We start from the raw sequence: 20,181 nt of genomic DNA, 5'->3' as shown, positions 1-20,181 counted from the left end.
GCATTAGGCGAATCCAAGGAAAGAAACCACCATGTGCCAAATGCTCGCCATGAACTGCAATAGCAGCGCCAGCATCAACTTCTCGTTTACCGGCTTTTCCGCCCGGGGCGGCCAGACGGGTGAGCATGCAGATGGCTGGGGTATCGCCTTCTATGAGCGCACCGGTTGCCGCTTGTTCATCGACGACGGCCGGGCCAGCGACTCGCCGCTGGCCGACTTTGTGCGCAGCTATCCGATCAAATCCAAGTCCGTGCTGGCGCATATCCGCAAGGCTACGCAGGGCCAGATCACCCTGTCTAACTGCCACCCGTTCCAGCGTGAATGGCTGGGCCAGCACTGGGTGTTTTGCCACAACGGCGACCTGAAGAACTTCCACCCCGGCCTGGTGGGCAACTACCTGCCGGTGGGCACGACCGATAGCGAAAAAGCCTTTTGCTGGATGCTGCAGGAGCTGCGCAGCGTGTTCTGCGGCGCCTGCCCGCCCAGCTGGAAGCAGATCGCACCGGTGCTGGCCGGTTTGTCGCGCCGTATTTCAGACCATGGCGTGTTCAATTTCCTGCTGTCCAACGGCGAGGCCATGTACGCGCATTGCTCCACCAAGCTCAGCTGGGTGTCGCGTCAGCACCCGTTCCAGACCGCGCGCCTGGTCGATTGCGACATGACGCTGGACCTGCGTGAGGTCAACAGCGAAAGCGACCGCATGGTGCTGGTGGCCACCGAGCCGCTGACCACGGATGAGCCCTGGTCCAGCTTCGAGCCCGGCGAGCTGAAGGTCTTCGTGGAAGGCGCCCAGGTCTGGAGTAGTCTGCAGGAACCGGCTGACAGCAGTTACAGCACGGCCCGGCTGCTGCGCGGAGTGGCTGCGTGACGGTGGAGGGCGCAAAGCCTCGCCGTGTTCTGGATGTGCGCCACCTGGGCGTACGCTTTGAAACCAAGGAGCGCGTCGTGGACGCGGTGCGCGACCTGTCCTTCCATGTCAATGCGGGTGAAACCCTGGCCATCGTGGGCGAGTCGGGTTCGGGCAAGTCGGTATCTTCGCTGGCGCTGATGCGTCTGGTGGAAAACGGCGGTGGCCGTATCGTCAGCGGTCAAATGGATTTCCACCGGCGCGACGGCTCGGTGCTGGATCTGGCCCGGGCCAGCCCGGCCACCATGCGGCGCATCCGTGGGGCTGAGATGGCCATGGTGTTCCAGGAGCCCATGACCTCGCTGAACCCGGTGTTCCCGGTGGGTGAGCAGATCGCCGAGTCGATCCGCCTGCACCAGGGTCTGGCCCGCGCAGCGGCCCGTGCCGAGGCCTTGCGCATGCTGGACCTGGTGCGTATCCCTGAGGCTAAAAATGTACTGGACCGCTTTCCGCACCAGCTGTCAGGTGGCATGCGCCAGCGCGTGATGATTGCCATGGCCTTGTCCTGCAAACCCAGTCTGCTGATTGCCGACGAACCCACCACCGCGCTGGACGTGACCATCCAGGCCCAGGTGCTGGCCATCATCCGCATGCTGCAAGACGAAATGCAGATGGGCGTGGTTTTCATCACCCACGACATGGGCGTGGTGGCCGAGATGGCCGACCGCGTGCTGGTGATGTACCGTGGCGATCCGGTGGAAGAGGGCGACTGCGCTGCTCTGTTTGCAGCCCCTCAACAAGCCTATACCAAAGCCTTGCTGGCGGCCGTGCCTACGCTGGGCGCCATGCATGGCACCGACACGCCAGCCAAGTTTCCGCTGCTGGACGCTGATGCCTCTGCGGTGCTCGATCAGCCGCTGCCGGATACGGTGCAGCGCCAGGCGCCGCCGGTGCTGCGCGTGCAGGCGCTGACCACGCGCTTCCCGGTGCGTACCGGTGTGCTGGGCCGGGTGACGCGCCAGGTCTGCGCGGTGGAGCAGGTCAGCTTCAGCCTGCAGCCGGGCGAAACCCTGGCCCTGGTGGGCGAGTCGGGCTGTGGCAAGTCCACCACCGGGCGCTCGCTGGCGCGGCTGGTGGAGTTCAATGCCGGCAGCGTGGACGTGGCCGGGCGCGCGATTGCGCCGCTACAGGGCCGCGCGCTGCAGGCCTTGCGGCGCGACGTGCAGTTCATTTTTCAAGACCCATTTGCCTCGCTGGACCCTCGGCTCACCGTGGGCTTTGCCATCATGGAGCCGCTGCTGGTGCACGGCGTGGCCCAGGGTACGCAGGCCGAGCAGCGCGTGACCGAGCTGCTGCAGCGTGTGGGCCTGCCCGCCAGCGCGGCCCAGCGGTATCCGCATGAATTCTCTGGCGGCCAGCGCCAGCGCATCGCGATTGCGCGGGCCCTGGCGTTGAACCCCAAGGTGGTGATTGCCGACGAGGCCGTGTCGGCGCTGGACGTATCGATACGCGCGCAGATCGTGAACCTGATGCTGGACTTGCAGCGCGAATTTGGCATCGCCTTTTTGTTCATCTCGCACGATATGGCGGTAGTGGAGCGCATCAGCCACCGCGTGGCGGTGATGTACCTGGGCCAGATCGTCGAGATCGGCCCACGCCGCGCCGTGTTCGAGAACCCGCAGCACGCCTACACCCGCCGCCTGATGTCGGCGGTGCCAGTAGCCGACCCGGCGCGCCGACGCGGCAAGCGTGAGCTGCTGGTGGGCGACATCCCCAGTCCGATTCGCGCGCTGGGCGATTTGCCGCAGGTAGAACCCCTGCTGGAGGTGGGGCCGGGCCATTTTGTGGCACGGCACAAGGTAGGTGGTGTCTACTAGATAGTTTGGTACCCGGTAGCCGGGATTTTTGGTAACTTTGGAGTATTCGCATGAAACCCCGTTTGACGAAACTGTCTGTAGCGCTGGCCTTGTCGGCCGCCTTTGTGTCCCACGCATACGCTGCCAAAGATGTGGTGGTGGCGGTGTTCTCCAACTTCACCACCATGGACCCGTACGACTCGCAGGACACCTTGTCGCAAGCGGTCGCCAAGTCCTTCTACCAGGGCCTGATGGGCTTTGATAAAAGCATGAAGATGGGCCCCGTGCTGGCCGAGAGCTATACCGCCAGTAAGGACGGCCTGACGTACACCTTCAAGCTGAAGAAGGGCATCAAGTTCCAGGACGGTACGGACTTCAACGCCGAAGCCGTCAAGATCAATTTCGACCGCGTCACCAACCCCGACAACAAGCTCAAGCGCTACGGCCTGTACAAGAACATCACCAAGACCGAGGCGGTGGACGCCAGCACGGTGCGCTTCACGCTCAAGGAACCGTTCTCGGCTTTTGTGAACACCCTGGCGCACCCGTCGGCCGTCATCATTTCGCCCGCTGCCTTGCAGAAGTTTGGCAAGGACATTGGCCGCAACCCCGTGGGTACCGGCCCGTTCAAGTTTGTGGAATGGAAGCAGACCGACTACATCAAGGTCGAGAAGTTTGGCGGCTACTGGCGCAAGGGCTACCCCAAGGTGGACACCATCACCTGGCGCCCCGTGGTGGACAACAATTCGCGTGCCGCCATGATGCAGACCGGCGAAGCCAACTTCACCTACCCCGTGCCGCCTGAGCAGTCGGAGCAGCTCAAGAGCAAACCGAACCTGGAAGTGACGGTCACCCCGTCCATCGTGCAACGTTACATCTCGCTGAACACGCAGCAAAAGCCGTTCGACAACCCCAAGGTGCGCGAAGCGCTGAACTACGCCATCAACAAGGAAGCCCTGGTCAAGGTGGTGTTCGGCGGTTATGCCATCCCCTCCGAAGGCGTGGTGCCCAAGGATGTGGCCTATTCCACCAAGCTCGGTCCCTGGCCCTACAACCCCGTCAAGGCGCGCGAGCTGTTGAAGGAGGCTGGCTACCCGAACGGCTTTGAAACCACGCTGTGGTCGGCTTACAACCACAGCACCGGCCAGAAGCTGATCCAGTTCATCCAGCAGCAACTTAGCGTGGTGGGCGTGAAGGCCCAGGTGCTGGCGCTGGAAGCGGGTCAACGGGTGGAGCGCGTGGAAAGCTGGCAAGACCCGGCCACGGCTCCGGTGCGCATGTACTACGTGGGCTGGTCTTCGTCTACCGGCGAGGCCGACTGGGCGATGCGCCCCCTGCTGGCGTCGGAGTCCTTCCCGCCCAAGGCATTCAACACCGCGTACTACAAGAACGACGCGGTCGATGCCGACATCGCCAAGGCCTTGGCCACGGTGGACACCACCGAAAAAGCCAAGCTCTACGCCAGTGCCCAGCAGCAAATCTGGAAGGACGCACCCTGGATTTTCCTGGCCACCGAGCAGTTGCTGTCGGCCCGCACCAAGAACCTGAATGGCTTCTACATGATGCCAGACCAGTCCTTCAACTTCGATGAAGTCGAGCTGAAGTAAGCCGCTTGCCTTTGACGACATGCTGAATTTCATCCTCAAACGCCTGCTGGGCCTGCTGCCCACTTTGTTGATCGTGGCGGCCCTGGTGTTCCTGTTCGTGCATTTGCTGCCGGGCGACCCGGCGCGGCTGGCGGCCGGACCCGAGGCGGGCGAGGAGGTGGTTCAGATGATCCGCAAAGACCTGGGGCTGGACCTACCCATGCACCAGCAGTTTGTGCGCTTCATGGGCAATGCGCTGCAGGGCGATTTCGGCATTTCACTGCGTAGCAAGCGCCCGGTGTCCACCGAGATCGCCGAGCGCTTCATGCCCACCTTTTGGCTGACCGTGGCGGCCATGGGCTGGTCGGTGTTACTGGGCCTGGTGATCGGTACGGTGTCTGCCGTATGGCGCAACAAATGGCCGGACCGGCTGGGCATGACCCTGGCCATCACCGGAATCTCTTTCCCGTCGTTCGCGCTGGGCATGCTGCTGATGGAGGTGTTCTCGGTGCAACTGGGTTGGCTGCCCACGGTGGGGGCCGATTCCTGGCGGCACTACATTCTGCCGTCGCTGACGCTGGGGGCCGGCGTGGCGGCGGTGATGGCGCGCTTCACGCGCTCGTCTTTCATCGACATCCTGAAGGAAGACTATGTGCGCACCGCCCGCGCCAAAGGGCTGAACGAGTTTGTGGTGGTGGTCAAGCATAGCCTGCGCAACGCGTTGATCCCGGTGGTCACCATGATGGGCCTGCAGTTCGGCTTCTTGCTGGGCGGCTCGATCGTGGTGGAGAAGGTTTTCAACTGGCCCGGCATGGGCCGGTTGCTGGTGGATTCGGTGGAGATGCGTGACTTCCCGGTGATCCAGGCCGAGGTACTGCTGTTTTCGCTGGAGTTCATTTTGATCAATCTGGTGGTGGACGTGCTGTATGCCGTGATCAATCCAGCGATACGCTACAAATAATATAGCTACTTGTGATGACTCCATCTGCGCCAGAGCCCCAAAAGACCCAAGAGCGTGTACGCACCCCCTGGACTGAGTTCTGGCGCAAATTCCAGGGCCAGCGCCTGGCTTTGGTGGCCGGGGGCTTTGTGCTTGCGCTGGTGCTGGTTGCCGTACTGGCCCCCTGGCTGGTGCCGTATGACGCCGAGAATTATTTCGACTACGACGCCCTGAACGCCACGCCTTCGGCTGCGCACTGGTTCGGTGTGGACCCTCTGGGCCGTGACATCTTCAGCCGCATCCTGATGGGCGCTCGCATCTCGCTGGCTGCGGGCTTTATCTCGGTGGCGGTGGGCGCCTTGGTGGGTACCGTGCTGGGTCTGCTGGCCGGCTACTACGAGGGCTGGTGGGACCGCATCGTGATGCGTATATCGGACGTGCTGTTTGCCTTCCCCGGCATCTTGCTGGCGATTGGCATCGTGGCCATTTTGGGTAGCGGCATGGTGAACGTGATTCTGGCCACCGCCGTCTTCAGCGTGCCCGCGTTTGCGCGCCTGGTGCGCGGCAATACCTTGGCGCTCAAGCACCTGACCTATATCGAAGCCGTGCGCTCCATCGGCGCGTCCGGCTGGACCATCATCACCCGCCACATCTTTCCGGGTACCATCTCCTCGGTGGTGGTGTACTTCACCATGCGCATCGGTACCTCCATCATCACGGCGGCCAGTCTGTCCTTTCTAGGCCTGGGCGCGCAGCCGCCCACGCCCGAGTGGGGCGCCATGCTGAACGAGGCCCGCGCCGACATGATGAGCGCGCCGCATATCGCGCTATTCCCCAGCCTGGCCATCTTCTTCACCGTGCTGGCGTTCAATCTGCTGGGTGATGGCCTGCGCGACGCGCTGGACCCCAAGCTGGACAATTGAACCCCGTGTTCGAATCGCTGCGCATTGGTGATCTGCCCAGTGGGCCGCTGGACAGCATCGCCGACGTAGCCGGTGTGCAGGTCGGCCACTGCACCCTGGCCCAGGGCGGCATACAAACCGGCGTGACCGTGTTGCGCACCCATGGCCAAGACCCGTTCATGCACAAGACGCCGGCCGGGCTGGCGGTGATCAACGGCTTCGGTAAAAGCATGGGGCTGCTGCAAGTGCAGGAGCTGGGTGCGCTGGAGTCGCCCATTGCCCTGACGAATACCTTTGCCGTGGGCCGCGTGGCTACGGCGATCACTCGGCTGGCGGTGGCGGATAACCCTGGCATTGGTCGCGGCCTGCCCACGGTGAACCCGTTGGTGCTGGAGTGCAATGACGGGTATCTGAACGATTTGCAGGCTTTTGCTGTGGACGAGGCGCATTTTTTGCAAGCCTATGCGGCATGCAGCACGCAGTTCGCCCAGGGGGCGGTGGGTGCGGGTCGGGGCATGAGCTGTTTTGAACTCAAGGGCGGTATAGGCTCGGCCTCGCGCATCGCCGCGACGACCGCCGGGCCGTTTGCCGTGGGCGCCTTGGTGCTGGCTAATTTTGGCCGGCTGGAGGCCTTGACCCTGGCTGGGCGCCGCATCGGCCCGCTGCTGGTGCAGCGCCTGAAAGCCGGCCCGGCAGTACCCGAGTTGGGCTCCATCATCATGTTGCTGGCGTCGGATGCGCCTTTGGATGCGCGCCAACTGCGGCGGCTGGCGGTGCGCGCCAGTGCCGGCTTGGCCCGCACGGGCTCGGACTTCGGCCATGGCAGCGGTGATATCGCGCTGGCTTTTTCTACGGCTTATACCGTGCCGCAGCAGGATGTGGGGCATTTGCGCGCCCAGCCCTTGCTGCACGAGAGTTCAATGGATGCCTTGTTCGAGGCTGCAGCCCAGGCGACCGAGCAGGCCATCGTGCACGCGCTTTTTGAAGCAAAAACCGTGCTGGGGCACGAAGGACGTGCGCGAGCAGCTATCAGAGATATAGCGCCCGACTGGCGGGCGCTGGTCTCCCACTAGGATGTGTAGACCATGAGAATTTTGATTTCAGTAGATATCGAGGGCGTGGCCGGCGTATTCCACGCCGAGCAGACCCGTGCCGGCAATACCGAGTACGAGCGGGCTCGCCGTTTGATGACCGAGGAGGCAAATGCGGCGATACGCGGCGCTTTTGCGGGCGGCGCGACCACGGTGCTGGTGAACGATTCGCACGGCGGCTTCCGCAACCTGCTGCCCGACCTATTGGACCCGCGCGCCCAGGTGGTGCTGGGCAAGCCGCGCGTGCTGGGCATGATGGGGGGGCTGGAGCAGGGCTGCGACGGCGTGTTCATGGTGGGCTATCACGCGCGTTCGCAAAGCCGCGGTGTGTTGGCGCACACCATCAACAGCTTTGCGTTTGCGCGCGTCTGGCTGCAGGGCCAGGAGCTGGGCGAGGCTGGCCTGTACGGTGCGCTTGCGGCTGAGCAGGGTGTGCCCGTGCTGCTGGCCAGCGGTGACGACGTGTTCAAGGCCGAGACCGAGCCGCTGTTTCCGGGCGCACGCTTTGTGGTGACCAAAACCGCCCAGGGGCACGCAAGTGGAGTGTCCTTGTCGCCGTCGGCGGCCTGCGGGGCCATCGAGACGGCGGCGCGCGAAGCGGTGGCCGATGTACATATACCGCCTGTGCGCACAGTGGACGCTCCGGTGCAGTGCCGTTTGCAGACCCAGGGCCCGGGCCTGGCCGACCTGTTTGCCGTTTTGCCCGGTATCGAGCGGGTGGATGGCGTCACTCTCGAGTTCACCGGCCCCAGTGTGCAGCATGTGGTGCGCACGCTGAACAGCTTGTCGGCCATGTCGGCCATGCTGCGTTAGACGGGAGTGGAGGGGGGTAACTGGCGGATGCTGTCGATGGCGCTCTGTAGGTCTTGTACGGCACGCTCGCGGCTCTCTGCGTCGAGCTTTTCCAGGTCTACAGCCAAGCGCAGCCCGGGATAACGCTGGTGCAGTGCGTCCGCTGCACTTTGTGTCGGGGCTATGTCACGCAATACAAAGCAGCGGATTTCATGCGAAATGCCCTTTGCTGCGATCGGTTCGCGTTCTTCGGCCTCAAATTCGTCTTTCACCAGCGCATAGGTTTCGTACGACAGCATGACGTTGTCTGGCTCGCCGTTTTGTTCCAGGCGGGCGGCGAGGTTGACTTCGTTACCTATGACGGTGTAGTCCATGCGTTGTTCGCTGCCGAAGTTGCCCACGTGGCAAAAGCCGGTGTTAATGCCAATGCGCACTTGGAACGGGTGGCTGTAGCCCTTGTCGCGCCAGATGTCGCGCAGCGCATGCATGCGCCGCTGCATGGCAACCGCCATGCGCACACACTGTAAGGCGTCTTCCTGTACGCCACGGGTCTCGGGGTCGCCGAAAAAGATCAGCATCGCATCGCCCACGAATTTGTCGATGGTGGCGCCATGCTCCAGCGCAATCTTCGACATTTCCGAGAAATAGCTGTTCAGAAAGTAAGTCAGGTCCTCAGGCTGCATGCCTTCGGCAGTTTGGGTGAAGTCCTTGATGTCCGAAAAGAAGATGGTCAGCTTCTTGCGCACCGCCTGGATGGACACATCTTGGGCACCCTCAAAAATCGATTTGTAGACCTGGGGCGACAGGTAGCGAGACAGCTTCTGTGACAGTGAATGCAGCATGGCCGTACGCACATTCAGTGCAATATGGTTGTGCACGCGGGCCAGCAGGATGGGCGGGCAGATGGGCTTGGTGATGTAGTCCACCGCACCCAGCTCGAAGCCTTTTTCTTCGGCCTCGTCATCCGACTTGGCCGTGAGAAATATCACCGGTATGTTGCGCGTGGCCGGGTTGGCCTTGAGCCGGCGGCATACCTCGTAGCCGTCGATCTGGGGCATCATGATGTCCAGCAGTATCAGGTCTGGTGGTGTGTTCGAGGCGGCGATGGCCAGGCCTTTTTCGCCATGGTTCACTACCTTCACCCGGTAGCTGTCCTTTAGCAATGCGGCCATCAGGGTGAGGTTGTCCGCGGTGTCGTCTATGACCAGCACGGTTGGCTTTTCAGTGAATCCCAATATGTTCATGGAGCGTTTTCTAGAAAACCACTGTCTGTCGAATTGTTTGTGTAAACATGGCTGCGCGGAAGAATCGTACATCGTGTGTAAATCGCATTGCTACCTGCACGGTACCATCGTGCTCCGAAACATGGAGATAGCGTATGAAATGGGAAGGCAACCGCGAGTCCGATAACGTGGAAGACCGCCGCGACGCCGGCGATGGCGGTTCCGGCGGTGGCATGCTGGGCGGCCGCAGCATTGGTATTGGCACGATTGTGATTGCCTTGCTGGGCGGCTGGGTCCTGGGGGTGAATCCCTTGACCATCTTGGGGCTGCTCAGTGGCGGTGGTACACCGTCTGGCCAAGTGCAGCAGGTGCCAGCCCACCGCCCACCCAAGGACGACCAGATGGCTAAGTTCGTATCCGTGGTGCTGGCCGATACCGAGGACGTCTGGACCGAGGTCTTCAGTAAGAACGGCAACCACTACATTGCGCCCAAGCTGGTGCTGTTCCGCAACGCAACGCCTACGGCCTGCGGCAAGGGGCAGACGGCCATGGGGCCGTTTTACTGCCCGGGCGACCAAAAGGTGTATATCGATCTGGCTTTCTATGAAACTCTGCGCACCCGTCTGGGCGCTCCGGGGGAGTTTGCCCAGGCCTATGTGATCGCCCACGAAGTGGGGCACCACGTGCAAAACCTGCTGGGCATCAGCGAAAAGATGGACCAGGCGCGTGGCAAAGTTAGCCAAGTCCAATACAACGCCCTGAGCGTGCGCCTGGAATTGCAAGCCGATTGTTTTGCTGGTGTATGGGCCCACCACGCGCGGGATGCCCGCAAAATGCTGGAAGACGGAGATATCGAGTCGGCGATGAATGCTGCATCCAAGATCGGTGACGACGCTCTGCAGCGCGCCAATGGGGGCGAAGTGGTGCCAGATAGCTTCACCCATGGCACCAGTGCCCAACGCCAGCGGTGGTTCAGCACGGGTTTACAGACCGGCGCAGTGAAGTCCTGCGATACCTTCAGTGTCCGCCAGTTGTGATGTTTGACGGCCTTTGGTAGCCCCGGTGCAGGCCTGTTGTGCGTTACGCGCTATAATTTGAAGGCTTTGCATCCTGCAAGGCGCACGTTGGCTGAAATTCCATCTACCAACGCAAGTTAAACACAACGGATATATACATGATCGCATCCTCTATCAAGGCCGAAGTTGTCAAGGCCAACGCACGTAGCGCAACGGACACCGGCAGCCCAGAAGTGCAAGTTGCACTGCTGACCGCTCGCATCAACGAACTGACCCCTCACTTCAAGACCCACGCCAAGGACCACCATGGTCGTCGCGGTCTGCTGCGTATGGTGAGCCGTCGCCGCAAGCTGTTGGATTACCTGAACGCCAAGGACCATGACCGTTACGCAGCTTTGATTGCTAAGCTCGGTCTGCGTAAGTAAGTCGGATACCCAATGCATAAGCGCCTGAGTTAGTTCACTAGCTCAGGCGTTTTTGTTTGTTTTTGCCCCCAGAGTCCAACCGCAGAGTACGCGCTGTGTCATTCCATAAGAGCCATGTAGCTGGTTGTTATGGAATGGCATCGTATAGCTGAGGTTCTCTGGCCTTTTCAGCCCGGGTTGGGTTGTTGTCACAAGCCGGCCTTGCAAACGGCCGCGATCCAAGGATAGACCCCTCGGGTTCTGTTTTTCTTCCAGGAGACCAAAGATGACCATGTTCAAAAAAGTAACTAAGACCTTCCAATGGGGTAGCCATACCGTCACCATGGAAACAGGCGAAATCGCTCGCCAATCCAGCGGCGCCGTGCTGCTGGATATGGATGGCACCGTGGTGTTGGCCACGGTGGTTGCCAAAACTGAAGGCAAAGCCGGCCAGGATTTCTTCCCACTGACAGTGGATTACCTGGAAAAGACCTACGCTGCGGGCAAGATCCCTGGCAGCTTTTTCAAGCGCGAAGGCCGCCCCAGTGAGTTCGAAACCCTGACCAGCCGCCTGATCGACCGTCCGATCCGCCCGCTGTTTCCTGAAGGTTTCTTCAACGAAGTGCACGTGGTCGTGCACACACTGTCGTTGAATCCTGAAGTGGATGCTGATATTGCTGCCTTGATCGCTACCAGCGCGGCTTTGTCCGTCAGTGGTGTGCCATTCAGCGGCCCGATTGGTGCGGCCCGCGTGGGTTACGTCAACGGCGAATATGTGCTGAACCCAGGTCAGACGGCTCGTAAAGACTCCATCATGGATCTGGTCGTGGCGGGCACCGAAGCTGCTGTGCTGATGGTGGAATCCGAAGCCATGCAACTCAGCGAAGAAATCATGCTGGGCGCTGTGGTGTTTGGCCATGAGCAGGGCAATATCGCCATCAACGCCATCCATGAACTGGTGCGTGACGCTGGCAAGCCTGTGTGGGACTGGAAGGCACCTGCCAAGGATGAGCCGCTGATCGCCAAGGTCGGCGCATTGGCCGGTGACAAGCTGAACGCTGCCTACCAAATCCGTAACAAACAAGCTCGTACCCAGGCCTGCCGCGCTGCGTACGCCGAAGTCATGGCCGCCTTGAAGGCCGATGGCGCGGCTTTCGACAGCGTTGCTGTGGAAGGTATGCTGTTCGATATCGAAGCCAAGATCGTGCGTAGCCAGATTCTGGCTGGCGAGCCCCGCATCGATGGCCGTGACACGCGTACCGTGCGTGCGATTGAAATTCGCAACAGCGTGTTGCCCCGCACCCATGGCTCGGCCTTGTTCACTCGCGGTGAAACCCAGGCGTTGGTCGTCACCACGCTGGGCACTGAGCGCGACGCACAGCGTATCGATGCTTTGGCCGGTGAGTACGAAGACCGCTTCATGTTGCACTACAACATGCCTCCGTTTGCCACCGGCGAAACCGGTCGCGTGGGCACGCCGAAACGCCGCGAAATCGGCCACGGCCGTCTGGCCAAGCGCGCTCTGGTCGCTGTGCTTCCGAGCAAGGAAGACTTCCCCTACACCATGCGCGTGGTGTCGGAAATCACCGAATCGAACGGTTCGTCGTCGATGGCTTCGGTCTGCGGCGGCTGCCTGTCGCTGATGGACGCTGGCGTGCCGATGAAAGCCCACGTGGCCGGTATTGCCATGGGCCTGATCAAGGACGGCAACCGTTTCGCCGTGCTGACCGATATTTTGGGTGATGAAGATCACCTGGGCGATATGGACTTCAAGGTGGCCGGTACCACCAACGGTATTACCGCGCTGCAGATGGACATCAAGATCCAGGGCATCACCAAGGAAATCATGCAGGTCGCGCTGGCGCAAGCCAAGGAGGCTCGCCTGCACATCCTGGGCAAGATGATGGATGCGATGTCGGAAGCCAAGACCGAAGTCTCGACTTTCGCGCCGCGTCTGTTCACCATGAAGATCAATCCGGAAAAAATCCGTGACGTGATCGGTAAGGGCGGTGCGGTGATCCGTGCGCTGACCGAAGAAACCGGCACCCAGATCAACATCGAAGAAGACGGCACCATCACCATCGCTTCCAGTGATCCAGCCAAGGCCGAAGAAGCCAAGCGCCGCATCGAGCAGATCACGGCCGAAGTCGAAATCGGCAAGGTTTACGAAGGTCCGATCACCAAGATTTTGGACTTTGGTGCGCTGGTTAATTTGCTGCCTGGCAAGGATGGTTTGCTGCACATCAGCCAGATCGCCCACGAGCGTGTGGAAAAGGTGTCTGACTATCTGACCGAAGGCCAGATCATCAAGGTTAAGGTGATGGAAACGGATGAAAAAGGCCGCATCAAATTGTCCATGAAGGCCTTGTTGGACCGTCCGGCGCCAGCTGCTTATAACCAAGAACCCCAGCACTGATCTGGTGTGTGGTGGTCGCGTTCCAATGCGGCCACCTGCCGGAGGTGGGGCCTTCCCTGTATTAACGCCGTGATGAAGGCTGTCGAGATCCAAGCCTATGGTTCACCTGACGTTTTGCGTCTGGTGGATCGGCCTGTGCCCGTCCCCAAGGCGGGTGAGTTGCTGATTCGTGTAGCTGCCAGTGGCGTCAACCGACCAGATGTATTGCAGCGCACAGGCCATTACCCTGTACCGGACGGTGCTTCGGATATCCCGGGCCTGGAGGTCGCTGGCGTCGTGGAGGCGGGTGACCTGCTGGCTATGGCCGAGGCGGGCTTTGCTGTTGGTGATCGGGTCTGTGCTTTGGTCGCTGGCGGCGGTTATGCGGAGATGTGTGTGGCGCCCATTGCCCAATGTCTGCCGGTTCCTGCTGGATGGACTGATGTCGAGGCAGCCTCATTGCCTGAAACGTTTTTTACCGTTTGGAGCAATATTTTCGACAGAGCTCGTTTGCAAAAAGGTGAGGTCTTGCTGGTACAGGGCGGTAGCAGTGGCATTGGTGTAACGGCCATCCAGCTGGCTAAGGCCATGGGGGCCACGGTTGTTGTGACGGCGGGGAGTGCTGAGAAATGTGCTGCTTGTCTGGCGCTGGGGGCTGACCATGCGATCAACTACAAAACCCATGATTTCGTCGAGGAGATCCAAAGGATATTTGGTGGCGCTGGTGTAGACGTGGTGTTGGACATGGTTGCCGGAGGTTATGTAGCGCGCGAAATCCAGTGCTTGGCCGAAGATGGTCGTTTGGTGATTATTGCGGTCCAGGGCGGGGTCAAGAGTGAGTTCAACGCGGGGCTGGTGTTGCGTAAGCGTTTGACCATCACCGGTTCGACCTTGCGTCCCCGTTCCGCGGTCTTCAAGGCAGAAATTGCAGCCGCATTGAAGAGTTGTGTATGGCCTCTGTTGGAGGTTGGGGCGATCAAGCCGGTGGTTCATAAGGTGTTTGCTGCTGTTGGTGACAAGGCGGGATGGACTGGGGCGGCTCAGGCGCACACCTTGATGGAGTCGAACCAGCATGTTGGGAAAATCATTTTGACTTGGTAGTTTTATGAAGAAAAAACTGATTGTTGGTAACTGGAAAATGAACGGTAGCCTGGCTGCTAACCAGGCACTGTTGGAAGGATTGACTGCAGGTGTGGCTGCGTCGACTTGTGGGGTCGCGGTTTGCGTCCCCGCGCCATATTGGTCTCAGGCGCAGACCTTGCTTGCATCTAGTGCTATTTTTTTGGGAGCGCAGGATGTTTCCCAGCATGCGTCAGGTGCTTACACCGGCGAGCTGTCACCCGCTATGCTCAAGGAGTTTGGCGTGCGTTACGCCATCGTTGGTCATTCGGAGCGCCGTCAATACCATGGAGAAACAGACGAGGTAGTTGCGGCAAAAACCCAGTGCGCACTAGCCAATGGTGTTACGCCGATCGTATGTGTGGGTGAAACCCTGGCTGAGCGTGAAGCGGGTAAAACCGAAGAGGTTGTGAAGCGCCAGCTTGCGGCTGTGATCCATGCCAATGGCCATTGCATTAGCGAAATTGTGCTGGCCTATGAGCCTGTATGGGCTATCGGTACCGGCAAGACCGCTACGCCAGAGCAGGCTCAGCAAGTGCATGCGTTGTTGCGTGCTCAGCTTCGGGCGGCTAGCAGCCATGCCGATCTCATCCCTATTCTGTATGGCGGCAGCATGAATGCTGCCAATGCGGCGAATTTGCTGTCCCAGGCGGATATCGATGGTGGCTTGGTGGGCGGTGCCTCGCTCAAAGTTGCTGATTTTCTGACTATCGTTGCAGCTGCTCAATAGTTAATCAATATTAATAGCTTAGATTTAGGAGTTCCAAATGAATTTTTTATTGACCCTTCTGTTGGCGGTACAGATGCTGGCGGCGGTTGGCATGATTGGTCTGATCCTGGTTCAGCATGGCAAGGGCGCTGATATGGGTGCGGCTTTTGGTAGCGGTAGTTCTGGCAGTCTCTTTGGTGCCAGCGGAAGCGCCAATTTCCTCTCTCGCACTACAGGCATTTTGGCTGCGGTGTTTTTTGCGTGTACCTTGGCTCTGGCGTATTTCAATGGTGCGCGTCCCGTGAGTTCGGGTAGTGTTTTGGATCGCCCGGCTGCCGGCGCCGCTGCGCCCGATGCGGCTGCTTCTGGTGTTGCTGCTGGAGCAAAAAATGAGCCTGCTGCAGCTGTTGTGCCGAGCTCTGGTGCCGGTCAAATTCCGACGAAATAATCTGTGTTGAATTTACCGAGTGCACTCTGAAATGGAGGGGTGTTTCGGGTAAACTCTATTGCTGTACTGAAAGCCAAAAGCCGCAAGGCTCCTCATGCCATCTGTACAGAGAAACCGCCGTCGTGGTGAAATTGGTAGACACGCTATCTTGAGGGGGTAGTGGCGAAAGCTGTGCGAGTTCGAGTCTCGCCGACGGCACCAACAAAAAGGCCTGTCAAGCCAGCAAGGTTTGACAGGTTTTAGCGGTGATAGAAATTTCAAGATGAACCTCGACCAATACCTCCCAGTCCTTTTGTTCATCTTGGTTGGAGTGGGGGTCGGTGTAGCGCCCCAAGTGCTTGGTCATATCTTTGGGCCCAATCGTCCTGATGGGGCTAAGAACTCCCCTTACGAATGCGGCTTTGAGGCTTTCGAGGACGCGCGCATGAAGTTCGATGTGCGCTATTACCTCGTTGCCATTCTTTTCATATTGTTCGATCTGGAAATTGCCTTTCTGTTTCCTTGGGCGGTAGCGCTGAAGGAGGTCGGTGTGGTTGGTTTTTGGGCCGTCATAATTTTTCTGGGCATTCTGGTCGTTGGCTTTGTCTACGAGTGGAAAAAAGGCGCCCTGGATTGGGAGTAATAAGATGATTGAAGGTGTCATGAAAGAAGGGTTCGTCACCACGTCTTATGACTCGGTGGTGAACTGGGCTAAGACGGGGTCGCTATGGCCGATGACGTTCGGTTTGGCTTGCTGTGCTGTCGAAATGATGCATGCGGGTGCGGCGCGATACGACTTGGATCGATTCGGTATGTTGTTCCGCCCCAGCCCGCGTCAAAGCGATTTGATGATTGTTGCAGGCACGTTGTGCAACAAGATGGCGCCGGCCCTGCGCAAGGTCTATGACCAGATGCCGGAGCCGCGCTGGGTTCTTTCCATGGGCTCATGCGCCAATGGCGGTGGTTACTACCACTATAGTTATTCGGTAGTGCGTGGTTGTGATCGCATTGTGCCTGTCGATGTCTATGTGCCTGGTTGTCCGCCCACCGCTGAAGCCTTGTTGTACGGTGTGATTCAGTTGCAACAAAAGATTCGGCGCACCAATACGATTGCGAGGGCTTGAGATGACTGCATACGCTGTTCAGCCCCAGGCGCTTAAAGAAATTATTGAAAATGTGCTCGGTGACCGAGCACGCCAGATAACCATTGCGTTGGGCGAGGTTGAGGTGGTCGTGGCGCCAGCCGACTACGCGGCGGTGGCGCTGCTGCTGCGTGACGCACCAGGTTGCAAGTTCGAGCAACTGATGGATCTGTGTGGATTGGATTACTCTTCATTTCGTGATGGCGAGTATGACGGTCCACGGTATGGCGTTGTGTTGCAACTTCTATCGGTTAGTTTGAACCAGCGTTTGCGACTGAAGGTGTTTTGCGCCGACGATGATTTCCCTTTGGTGGATTCTGTTGATGCAGTCTGGAATTCAGCCAACTGGTTTGAGCGCGAGGCATTTGATCTTTTTGGCATTCTCTTTGAGGGGCACAACGATTTGCGTCGGATCCTTACGGACTATGGCTTTATCGGTCACCCTTTCCGCAAAGACTTTCCAACTTCGGGGCATGTCGAAATGCGCTACGACCCGGAACAGAAACGTGTTGTCTATCAAACGGTTTCTATCGAGCCGCGGGAAATTACCCCGCGCATCATCCGGGAAGACAACTATGGTGGCTTGCACTAAGCGCAGGATAGCTCATGGCTGAAATCAAGAATTACACGCTCAATTTTGGGCCCCAACATCCGGCCGCGCACGGCGTTTTACGTTTGGTTTTGGAGTTGGATGGCGAGGTTATCCAGCGCGCGGACCCGCATATCGGTTTGTTGCACCGCGCCACTGAAAAGTTGGCCGAATCCAAGACTTTTATCCAGTCGCTGCCCTATATGGACCGTCTTGACTATGTGTCAATGATGGCGAATGAGCAGGCTTACTGTCTTGCCATCGAAAAAATGATGGGCATTGATGTGCCGCTGCGTGCGCAATACATCCGCGTGATGTTTGCGGAGATCACCCGTTTATTGAACCATCTGCTGTGGTTGGGTGCGCACGGCCTAGACTGTGGAGCGATGAACGTACTGATCTATTGCTTCCGCGAGCGTGAAGATCTGTTTGATATGTACGAGGCGGTGAGTGGTGCGCGTATGCATGCGGCTTACTTCCGTCCAGGCGGTGTGTACCGTGATCTGCCGGACACCATGCCGCAATACAAGGCCAGTCGCATCAAAAATGCGAAGACCATGGCAAAGTTGAATGAAAATCGCCAGGGCAGTTTGCTCGATTTCATTGACGATTTTTGCACCAGATTCCCAAAGTGCGTTGATGAATACGAAACCTTGCTGACGGAAAATCGTATCTGGAAGCAGCGTACGGTTGGCATTGCGGTGGTGACTCCCGAGCGTGCTCTAAACCTAGGTTTCTCGGGCGCAATGCTGAGAGGCTCCGGTGTTGCATGGGACTTGCGTAAAAAGCAGCCTTACGATGCTTATGACAAGGTCGAGTTTGATATTCCTGTTGGTAAGACGGGGGATTGTTATGACCGTTACCTGGTTCGAGTCCAGGAAATGCGCGAATCAAACCGGATCATCAAGCAGTGCGTAGATTGGTTACGTGTGAATCCTGGTCCGGTTATTACCGACAACCACAAAGTTGCTGCGCCTGCACGTGAGTCTATGAAGGCGAATATGGAGGAGTTGATCCACCATTTCAAACTTTTCACGGAAGGTTTCCACGTACCGATGGGTGAGGCGTATGCCGCCGTGGAGCACCCTAAGGGTGAGTTCGGTATTTACTTGGTTAGCGATGGTGCCAACAAGCCTTATCGGCTGAAGATTCGTGCACCCGGTTTTGCGCACTTGGCTGCAATGGATGAGTTGTCTCGCGGGCACATGATTGCCGATGCTGTTGCTGTGATCGGCACGATGGACATTGTGTTCGGCGAAATTGACAGGTGATGCACACATGATTTCTGAAGCAACAAAATCCCGTTTCGCCCGCGAAGTGGCGAAGTTTCCGTCTGACCAAAAGCAATCCGCTGTAATGGCTTGCCTTTCTATTGTTCAGCAAGAGCTTGGCTATGTAAGCGCTGAAAGTGAGAAGGTCGTGGCCGAATATCTGGATATGCCGCAGATTGCCGTGCATGAAGTGACGACCTTCTACAACATGTACAACCAAGCGCCGACAGGCCGCTTCAAGCTCAACGTGTGCACCAATTTGCCCTGTCAGTTGCGAGATGGTGCCAAGGCATTGAAGCATCTTGAGCACAAGTTGGGTATTGCCATGAATGAAACAACCCCTGACGGTTTGTTTACTTTGCAGCAAAGTGAGTGTCTGGGCGCGTGTGCAGATTCTCCGGTCATGTTGGTGAACGACCGTACCATGTGCAGCTTTATGAGCAACGATAAGTTGGATCAGTTGGTGGATGGATTGCGTGCATCCAGTGTGCTGCCAGTGGAGGCTAAGTAATGTCTGCTGAACAAATCCTTTCTCAGTTCAAGGCTACAGGTGTTCAGACCTGTTTCCATGATCGGCATATTAATCCCCAGATTTTTGCAAATCTGGATGGTAGTAATTGGCGTTTGAAGGACTATGAAGCCCGCGGTGGATACCAGGCGTTGCGCAAGATTTTGGGAAAAGACGGTGGTGAAGGTCTGACCCAGGATCAGGTGATTGCGACAGTCAAGGAATCCGCGTTACGTGGCCGAGGTGGAGCAGGTTTCCCTACGGGGTTGAAGTGGAGCTTCATGCCACGTCAATTTCCGGGGCAGAAATACCTGGTGTGCAACTCAGACGAGGGTGAGCCTGGGACCTGCAAAGACCGCGACATCATGCAATATAACCCGCATATCGTGATCGAAGGTATGGCGATTGCTGCGTATGCAATGGGGATCTCTGTTGGGTACAACTATATCCACGGTGAAATTTTTGGAACCTATGAGCGCTTCGAAGAGGCGCTTGAAGAGGCGCGCAGTGCGGGGCTTTTAGGCAACAATATTTTGGGAAGTAACTACACTTTCCAACTGCATGCTTCACATGGCTTCGGTGCCTATATCTGCGGAGAAGAAACAGCGTTACTGGAGTCCTTGGAAGGTAAGAAGGGGCAACCGCGTTTCAAACCTCCATTCCCTGCAAGTTTTGGCTTGTATGGAAAGCCCACGACCATCAACAATACAGAAACCTTTGCTGCCGTTCCCTGGATCATCCGCAATGGTGGTCAAGCCTATTTGGAATGCGGTAAGTCTAACAATGGCGGCACAAAGATCTACTCTGTGAGTGGCGATGTAGAGCGTCCTGGCAATTACGAAATTCCAATGGGAACGCCATTTTCCAAATTGCTGGAATTGGCGGGCGGCGTTCGCAAAGGCCGTAGTTTGAAGGCCGTAATTCCTGGAGGGTCTTCTGCGCCTGTGCTACCTGCAGACATCATGATGCAGTGCACCATGGACTATGACTCCATTGCCAAAGCAGGTTCGATGCTGGGTTCTGGCGCCGTGATTGTGATGGATGACTCTCGCAGTATGGTGGAAAGCTTGCTGCGCTTGTCATACTTCTATTCGCATGAGTCCTGCGGTCAGTGCACGCCGTGCCGGGAAGGTACGGGATGGATGTGGCGTGTGATCGACCGCATATGGCGAGGGGAGGGCAGGGCGACCGACTTAGACCTGCTGAACTCGGTGGCCGACAACATCCAAGGTCGCACGATCTGTGCGCTGGGTGATGCTGCTGCCATGCCCGTGCGGGCTATGATCAAGCATTTCCGCCCAGAGTTCGAGGCGTTGATCCAAAACAAGAATCCACAGGCTGCGGCGCACGCCTGATCAAGGGAA

Annotated in this window: 20 protein-coding genes and 1 tRNA gene; 20 read left to right on the top strand and 1 reads right to left on the bottom strand. The window is 58.4% G+C overall.

Features of this window, described 5'->3' with window-relative positions:
* The first annotated feature begins 31 nt into the window (after positions 1-31).
* Genes AC07VY_RS10280 through AC07VY_RS10250 form a run of 7 tightly spaced genes read left to right on the top strand, consistent with a single transcriptional unit; the run spans position 32 to position 8,035 of the window.
* Complete coding sequence (locus tag AC07VY_RS10280) at positions 32-868, top strand: class II glutamine amidotransferase (RefSeq protein ID WP_495097341.1); 837 nt, start codon at positions 32-34, stop codon at positions 866-868.
* Positions 865-2,724: a dipeptide ABC transporter ATP-binding protein gene (locus AC07VY_RS10275; RefSeq protein ID WP_495097340.1), complete on the top strand. Its 1,860-nt coding sequence runs from the start codon at positions 865-867 to the stop codon at positions 2,722-2,724. Before AC07VY_RS10280 ends, AC07VY_RS10275 begins: the two co-directional genes overlap by 4 nt.
* A 50-nt stretch (positions 2,725-2,774) precedes the next feature.
* Complete coding sequence (gene gsiB, locus AC07VY_RS10270) at positions 2,775-4,310, top strand: glutathione ABC transporter substrate-binding protein GsiB (protein ID WP_495097339.1); 1,536 nt, start codon at positions 2,775-2,777, stop codon at positions 4,308-4,310.
* Positions 4,311-4,329: 19 nt separating this feature from the next.
* Entirely contained in the window at positions 4,330-5,250 is a 921-nt protein-coding gene (gene gsiC, locus AC07VY_RS10265) for a glutathione ABC transporter permease GsiC (RefSeq protein WP_495097338.1), read from the top strand.
* A 14-nt stretch (positions 5,251-5,264) separates the two neighbouring features.
* Positions 5,265-6,152: a glutathione ABC transporter permease GsiD gene (gene gsiD / locus AC07VY_RS10260; protein ID WP_495097380.1), complete on the top strand. Its 888-nt coding sequence runs from the start codon at positions 5,265-5,267 to the stop codon at positions 6,150-6,152.
* Between the two features lie 5 nt (positions 6,153-6,157).
* Complete coding sequence (locus AC07VY_RS10255; protein WP_495097337.1) at positions 6,158-7,204, top strand: P1 family peptidase; 1,047 nt, start codon at positions 6,158-6,160, stop codon at positions 7,202-7,204.
* A 12-nt stretch (positions 7,205-7,216) separates the two neighbouring features.
* Entirely contained in the window at positions 7,217-8,035 is an 819-nt protein-coding gene (locus tag AC07VY_RS10250; RefSeq protein ID WP_495097336.1) for a M55 family metallopeptidase, read from the top strand.
* On the opposite strand, the gene AC07VY_RS10245 is transcribed toward AC07VY_RS10250, so the two are convergent.
* Entirely contained in the window at positions 8,032-9,258 is a 1,227-nt protein-coding gene (locus AC07VY_RS10245; RefSeq protein WP_495097335.1) for an adenylate/guanylate cyclase domain-containing protein, read from the bottom strand. The two genes, AC07VY_RS10250 and AC07VY_RS10245, sit on opposite strands and share 4 nt — an antisense overlap.
* 134 nt (positions 9,259-9,392) lie before the next feature.
* On the opposite strand from AC07VY_RS10245, the gene ypfJ reads away from it, so the two are divergent.
* From ypfJ to nuoF, 13 genes are all read left to right on the top strand, one after another.
* A complete protein-coding gene (gene ypfJ, locus AC07VY_RS10240; protein WP_495097334.1) occupies positions 9,393-10,274 on the top strand; it encodes a KPN_02809 family neutral zinc metallopeptidase in 882 nt (293 codons plus the stop codon).
* 137 nt (positions 10,275-10,411) lie between these two features.
* Complete coding sequence (gene rpsO, locus AC07VY_RS10235; RefSeq protein WP_495097333.1) at positions 10,412-10,678, top strand: 30S ribosomal protein S15; 267 nt, start codon at positions 10,412-10,414, stop codon at positions 10,676-10,678.
* Positions 10,679-10,943: 265 nt separating this feature from the next.
* Positions 10,944-13,073 (top strand): polyribonucleotide nucleotidyltransferase, encoded by a 2,130-nt coding sequence (gene pnp / locus AC07VY_RS10230; protein ID WP_495097332.1) that lies wholly within the window; start codon positions 10,944-10,946, stop codon positions 13,071-13,073.
* A gap of 72 nt (positions 13,074-13,145) precedes the next feature.
* Complete coding sequence (locus AC07VY_RS10225) at positions 13,146-14,153, top strand: NAD(P)H-quinone oxidoreductase (protein ID WP_495097331.1); 1,008 nt, start codon at positions 13,146-13,148, stop codon at positions 14,151-14,153.
* Between the two features lie 4 nt (positions 14,154-14,157).
* Complete coding sequence (gene tpiA, locus AC07VY_RS10220) at positions 14,158-14,901, top strand: triose-phosphate isomerase (protein ID WP_495097330.1); 744 nt, start codon at positions 14,158-14,160, stop codon at positions 14,899-14,901.
* 37 nt (positions 14,902-14,938) lie between these two features.
* Positions 14,939-15,328, top strand: a complete 390-nt coding sequence (secG, locus tag AC07VY_RS10215; protein ID WP_495097329.1) for a preprotein translocase subunit SecG — start codon at positions 14,939-14,941, stop codon at positions 15,326-15,328.
* Positions 15,329-15,444: 116 nt separating this feature from the next.
* Positions 15,445-15,529: transfer RNA gene (locus AC07VY_RS10210), tRNA-Leu, on the top strand.
* A gap of 61 nt (positions 15,530-15,590) precedes the next feature.
* Complete coding sequence (locus tag AC07VY_RS10205; protein WP_495097328.1) at positions 15,591-15,950, top strand: NADH-quinone oxidoreductase subunit A; 360 nt, start codon at positions 15,591-15,593, stop codon at positions 15,948-15,950.
* A gap of 4 nt (positions 15,951-15,954) precedes the next feature.
* The gene (locus AC07VY_RS10200; RefSeq protein WP_495097327.1) at positions 15,955-16,431 is read left to right on the top strand and encodes a NuoB/complex I 20 kDa subunit family protein; all 477 of its coding nucleotides are present in this window, start codon (positions 15,955-15,957) and stop codon (positions 16,429-16,431) included.
* Between the two features lies 1 nt (position 16,432).
* Entirely contained in the window at positions 16,433-17,041 is a 609-nt protein-coding gene (locus AC07VY_RS10195; protein ID WP_495097326.1) for an NADH-quinone oxidoreductase subunit C, read from the top strand.
* Between the two features lie 14 nt (positions 17,042-17,055).
* Positions 17,056-18,309, top strand: coding sequence for an NADH-quinone oxidoreductase subunit D (locus tag AC07VY_RS10190; RefSeq protein WP_495097325.1), 1,254 nt, complete (start codon positions 17,056-17,058; stop codon positions 18,307-18,309).
* 7 nt (positions 18,310-18,316) lie between these two features.
* A complete protein-coding gene (nuoE, locus tag AC07VY_RS10185) occupies positions 18,317-18,820 on the top strand; it encodes an NADH-quinone oxidoreductase subunit NuoE (RefSeq protein WP_495097324.1) in 504 nt (167 codons plus the stop codon).
* Positions 18,820-20,172, top strand: a complete 1,353-nt coding sequence (gene nuoF / locus AC07VY_RS10180; protein WP_495097323.1) for an NADH-quinone oxidoreductase subunit NuoF — start codon at positions 18,820-18,822, stop codon at positions 20,170-20,172. Before nuoE ends, nuoF begins: the two co-directional genes overlap by 1 nt.
* The last annotated feature ends 9 nt before the right edge of the window (positions 20,173-20,181 follow it).

This window comes from Rhodoferax sp. GW821-FHT02C08 (assembly GCF_059421805.1).
Note: the sequence above shows the minus strand (reverse complement) of the source record. Positions and strands in the feature narration are given on the sequence as shown.

Coding starts and splice junctions, on each gene's coding strand:
- AC07VY_RS10280 (WP_495097341.1), top strand. CDS start 32: ATGTGCCAAATGCTCGCCATGAACTGCAATAGCAGCGCCAGCATCAAC.
- gsiB (WP_495097339.1), top strand. CDS start 2,775: ATGAAACCCCGTTTGACGAAACTGTCTGTAGCGCTGGCCTTGTCGGCC.
- gsiC (WP_495097338.1), top strand. CDS start 4,330: ATGCTGAATTTCATCCTCAAACGCCTGCTGGGCCTGCTGCCCACTTTG.
- gsiD (WP_495097380.1), top strand. CDS start 5,265: ATGACTCCATCTGCGCCAGAGCCCCAAAAGACCCAAGAGCGTGTACGC.
- AC07VY_RS10250 (WP_495097336.1), top strand. CDS start 7,217: ATGAGAATTTTGATTTCAGTAGATATCGAGGGCGTGGCCGGCGTATTC.
- AC07VY_RS10245 (WP_495097335.1), bottom strand. CDS start 9,258: ATGAACATATTGGGATTCACTGAAAAGCCAACCGTGCTGGTCATAGAC.
- ypfJ (WP_495097334.1), top strand. CDS start 9,393: ATGAAATGGGAAGGCAACCGCGAGTCCGATAACGTGGAAGACCGCCGC.
- rpsO (WP_495097333.1), top strand. CDS start 10,412: ATGATCGCATCCTCTATCAAGGCCGAAGTTGTCAAGGCCAACGCACGT.
- pnp (WP_495097332.1), top strand. CDS start 10,944: ATGACCATGTTCAAAAAAGTAACTAAGACCTTCCAATGGGGTAGCCAT.
- AC07VY_RS10225 (WP_495097331.1), top strand. CDS start 13,146: ATGAAGGCTGTCGAGATCCAAGCCTATGGTTCACCTGACGTTTTGCGT.
- tpiA (WP_495097330.1), top strand. CDS start 14,158: ATGAAGAAAAAACTGATTGTTGGTAACTGGAAAATGAACGGTAGCCTG.
- secG (WP_495097329.1), top strand. CDS start 14,939: ATGAATTTTTTATTGACCCTTCTGTTGGCGGTACAGATGCTGGCGGCG.
- AC07VY_RS10205 (WP_495097328.1), top strand. CDS start 15,591: ATGAACCTCGACCAATACCTCCCAGTCCTTTTGTTCATCTTGGTTGGA.
- AC07VY_RS10200 (WP_495097327.1), top strand. CDS start 15,955: ATGATTGAAGGTGTCATGAAAGAAGGGTTCGTCACCACGTCTTATGAC.
- AC07VY_RS10195 (WP_495097326.1), top strand. CDS start 16,433: ATGACTGCATACGCTGTTCAGCCCCAGGCGCTTAAAGAAATTATTGAA.
- AC07VY_RS10190 (WP_495097325.1), top strand. CDS start 17,056: ATGGCTGAAATCAAGAATTACACGCTCAATTTTGGGCCCCAACATCCG.
- nuoE (WP_495097324.1), top strand. CDS start 18,317: ATGATTTCTGAAGCAACAAAATCCCGTTTCGCCCGCGAAGTGGCGAAG.
- nuoF (WP_495097323.1), top strand. CDS start 18,820: ATGTCTGCTGAACAAATCCTTTCTCAGTTCAAGGCTACAGGTGTTCAG.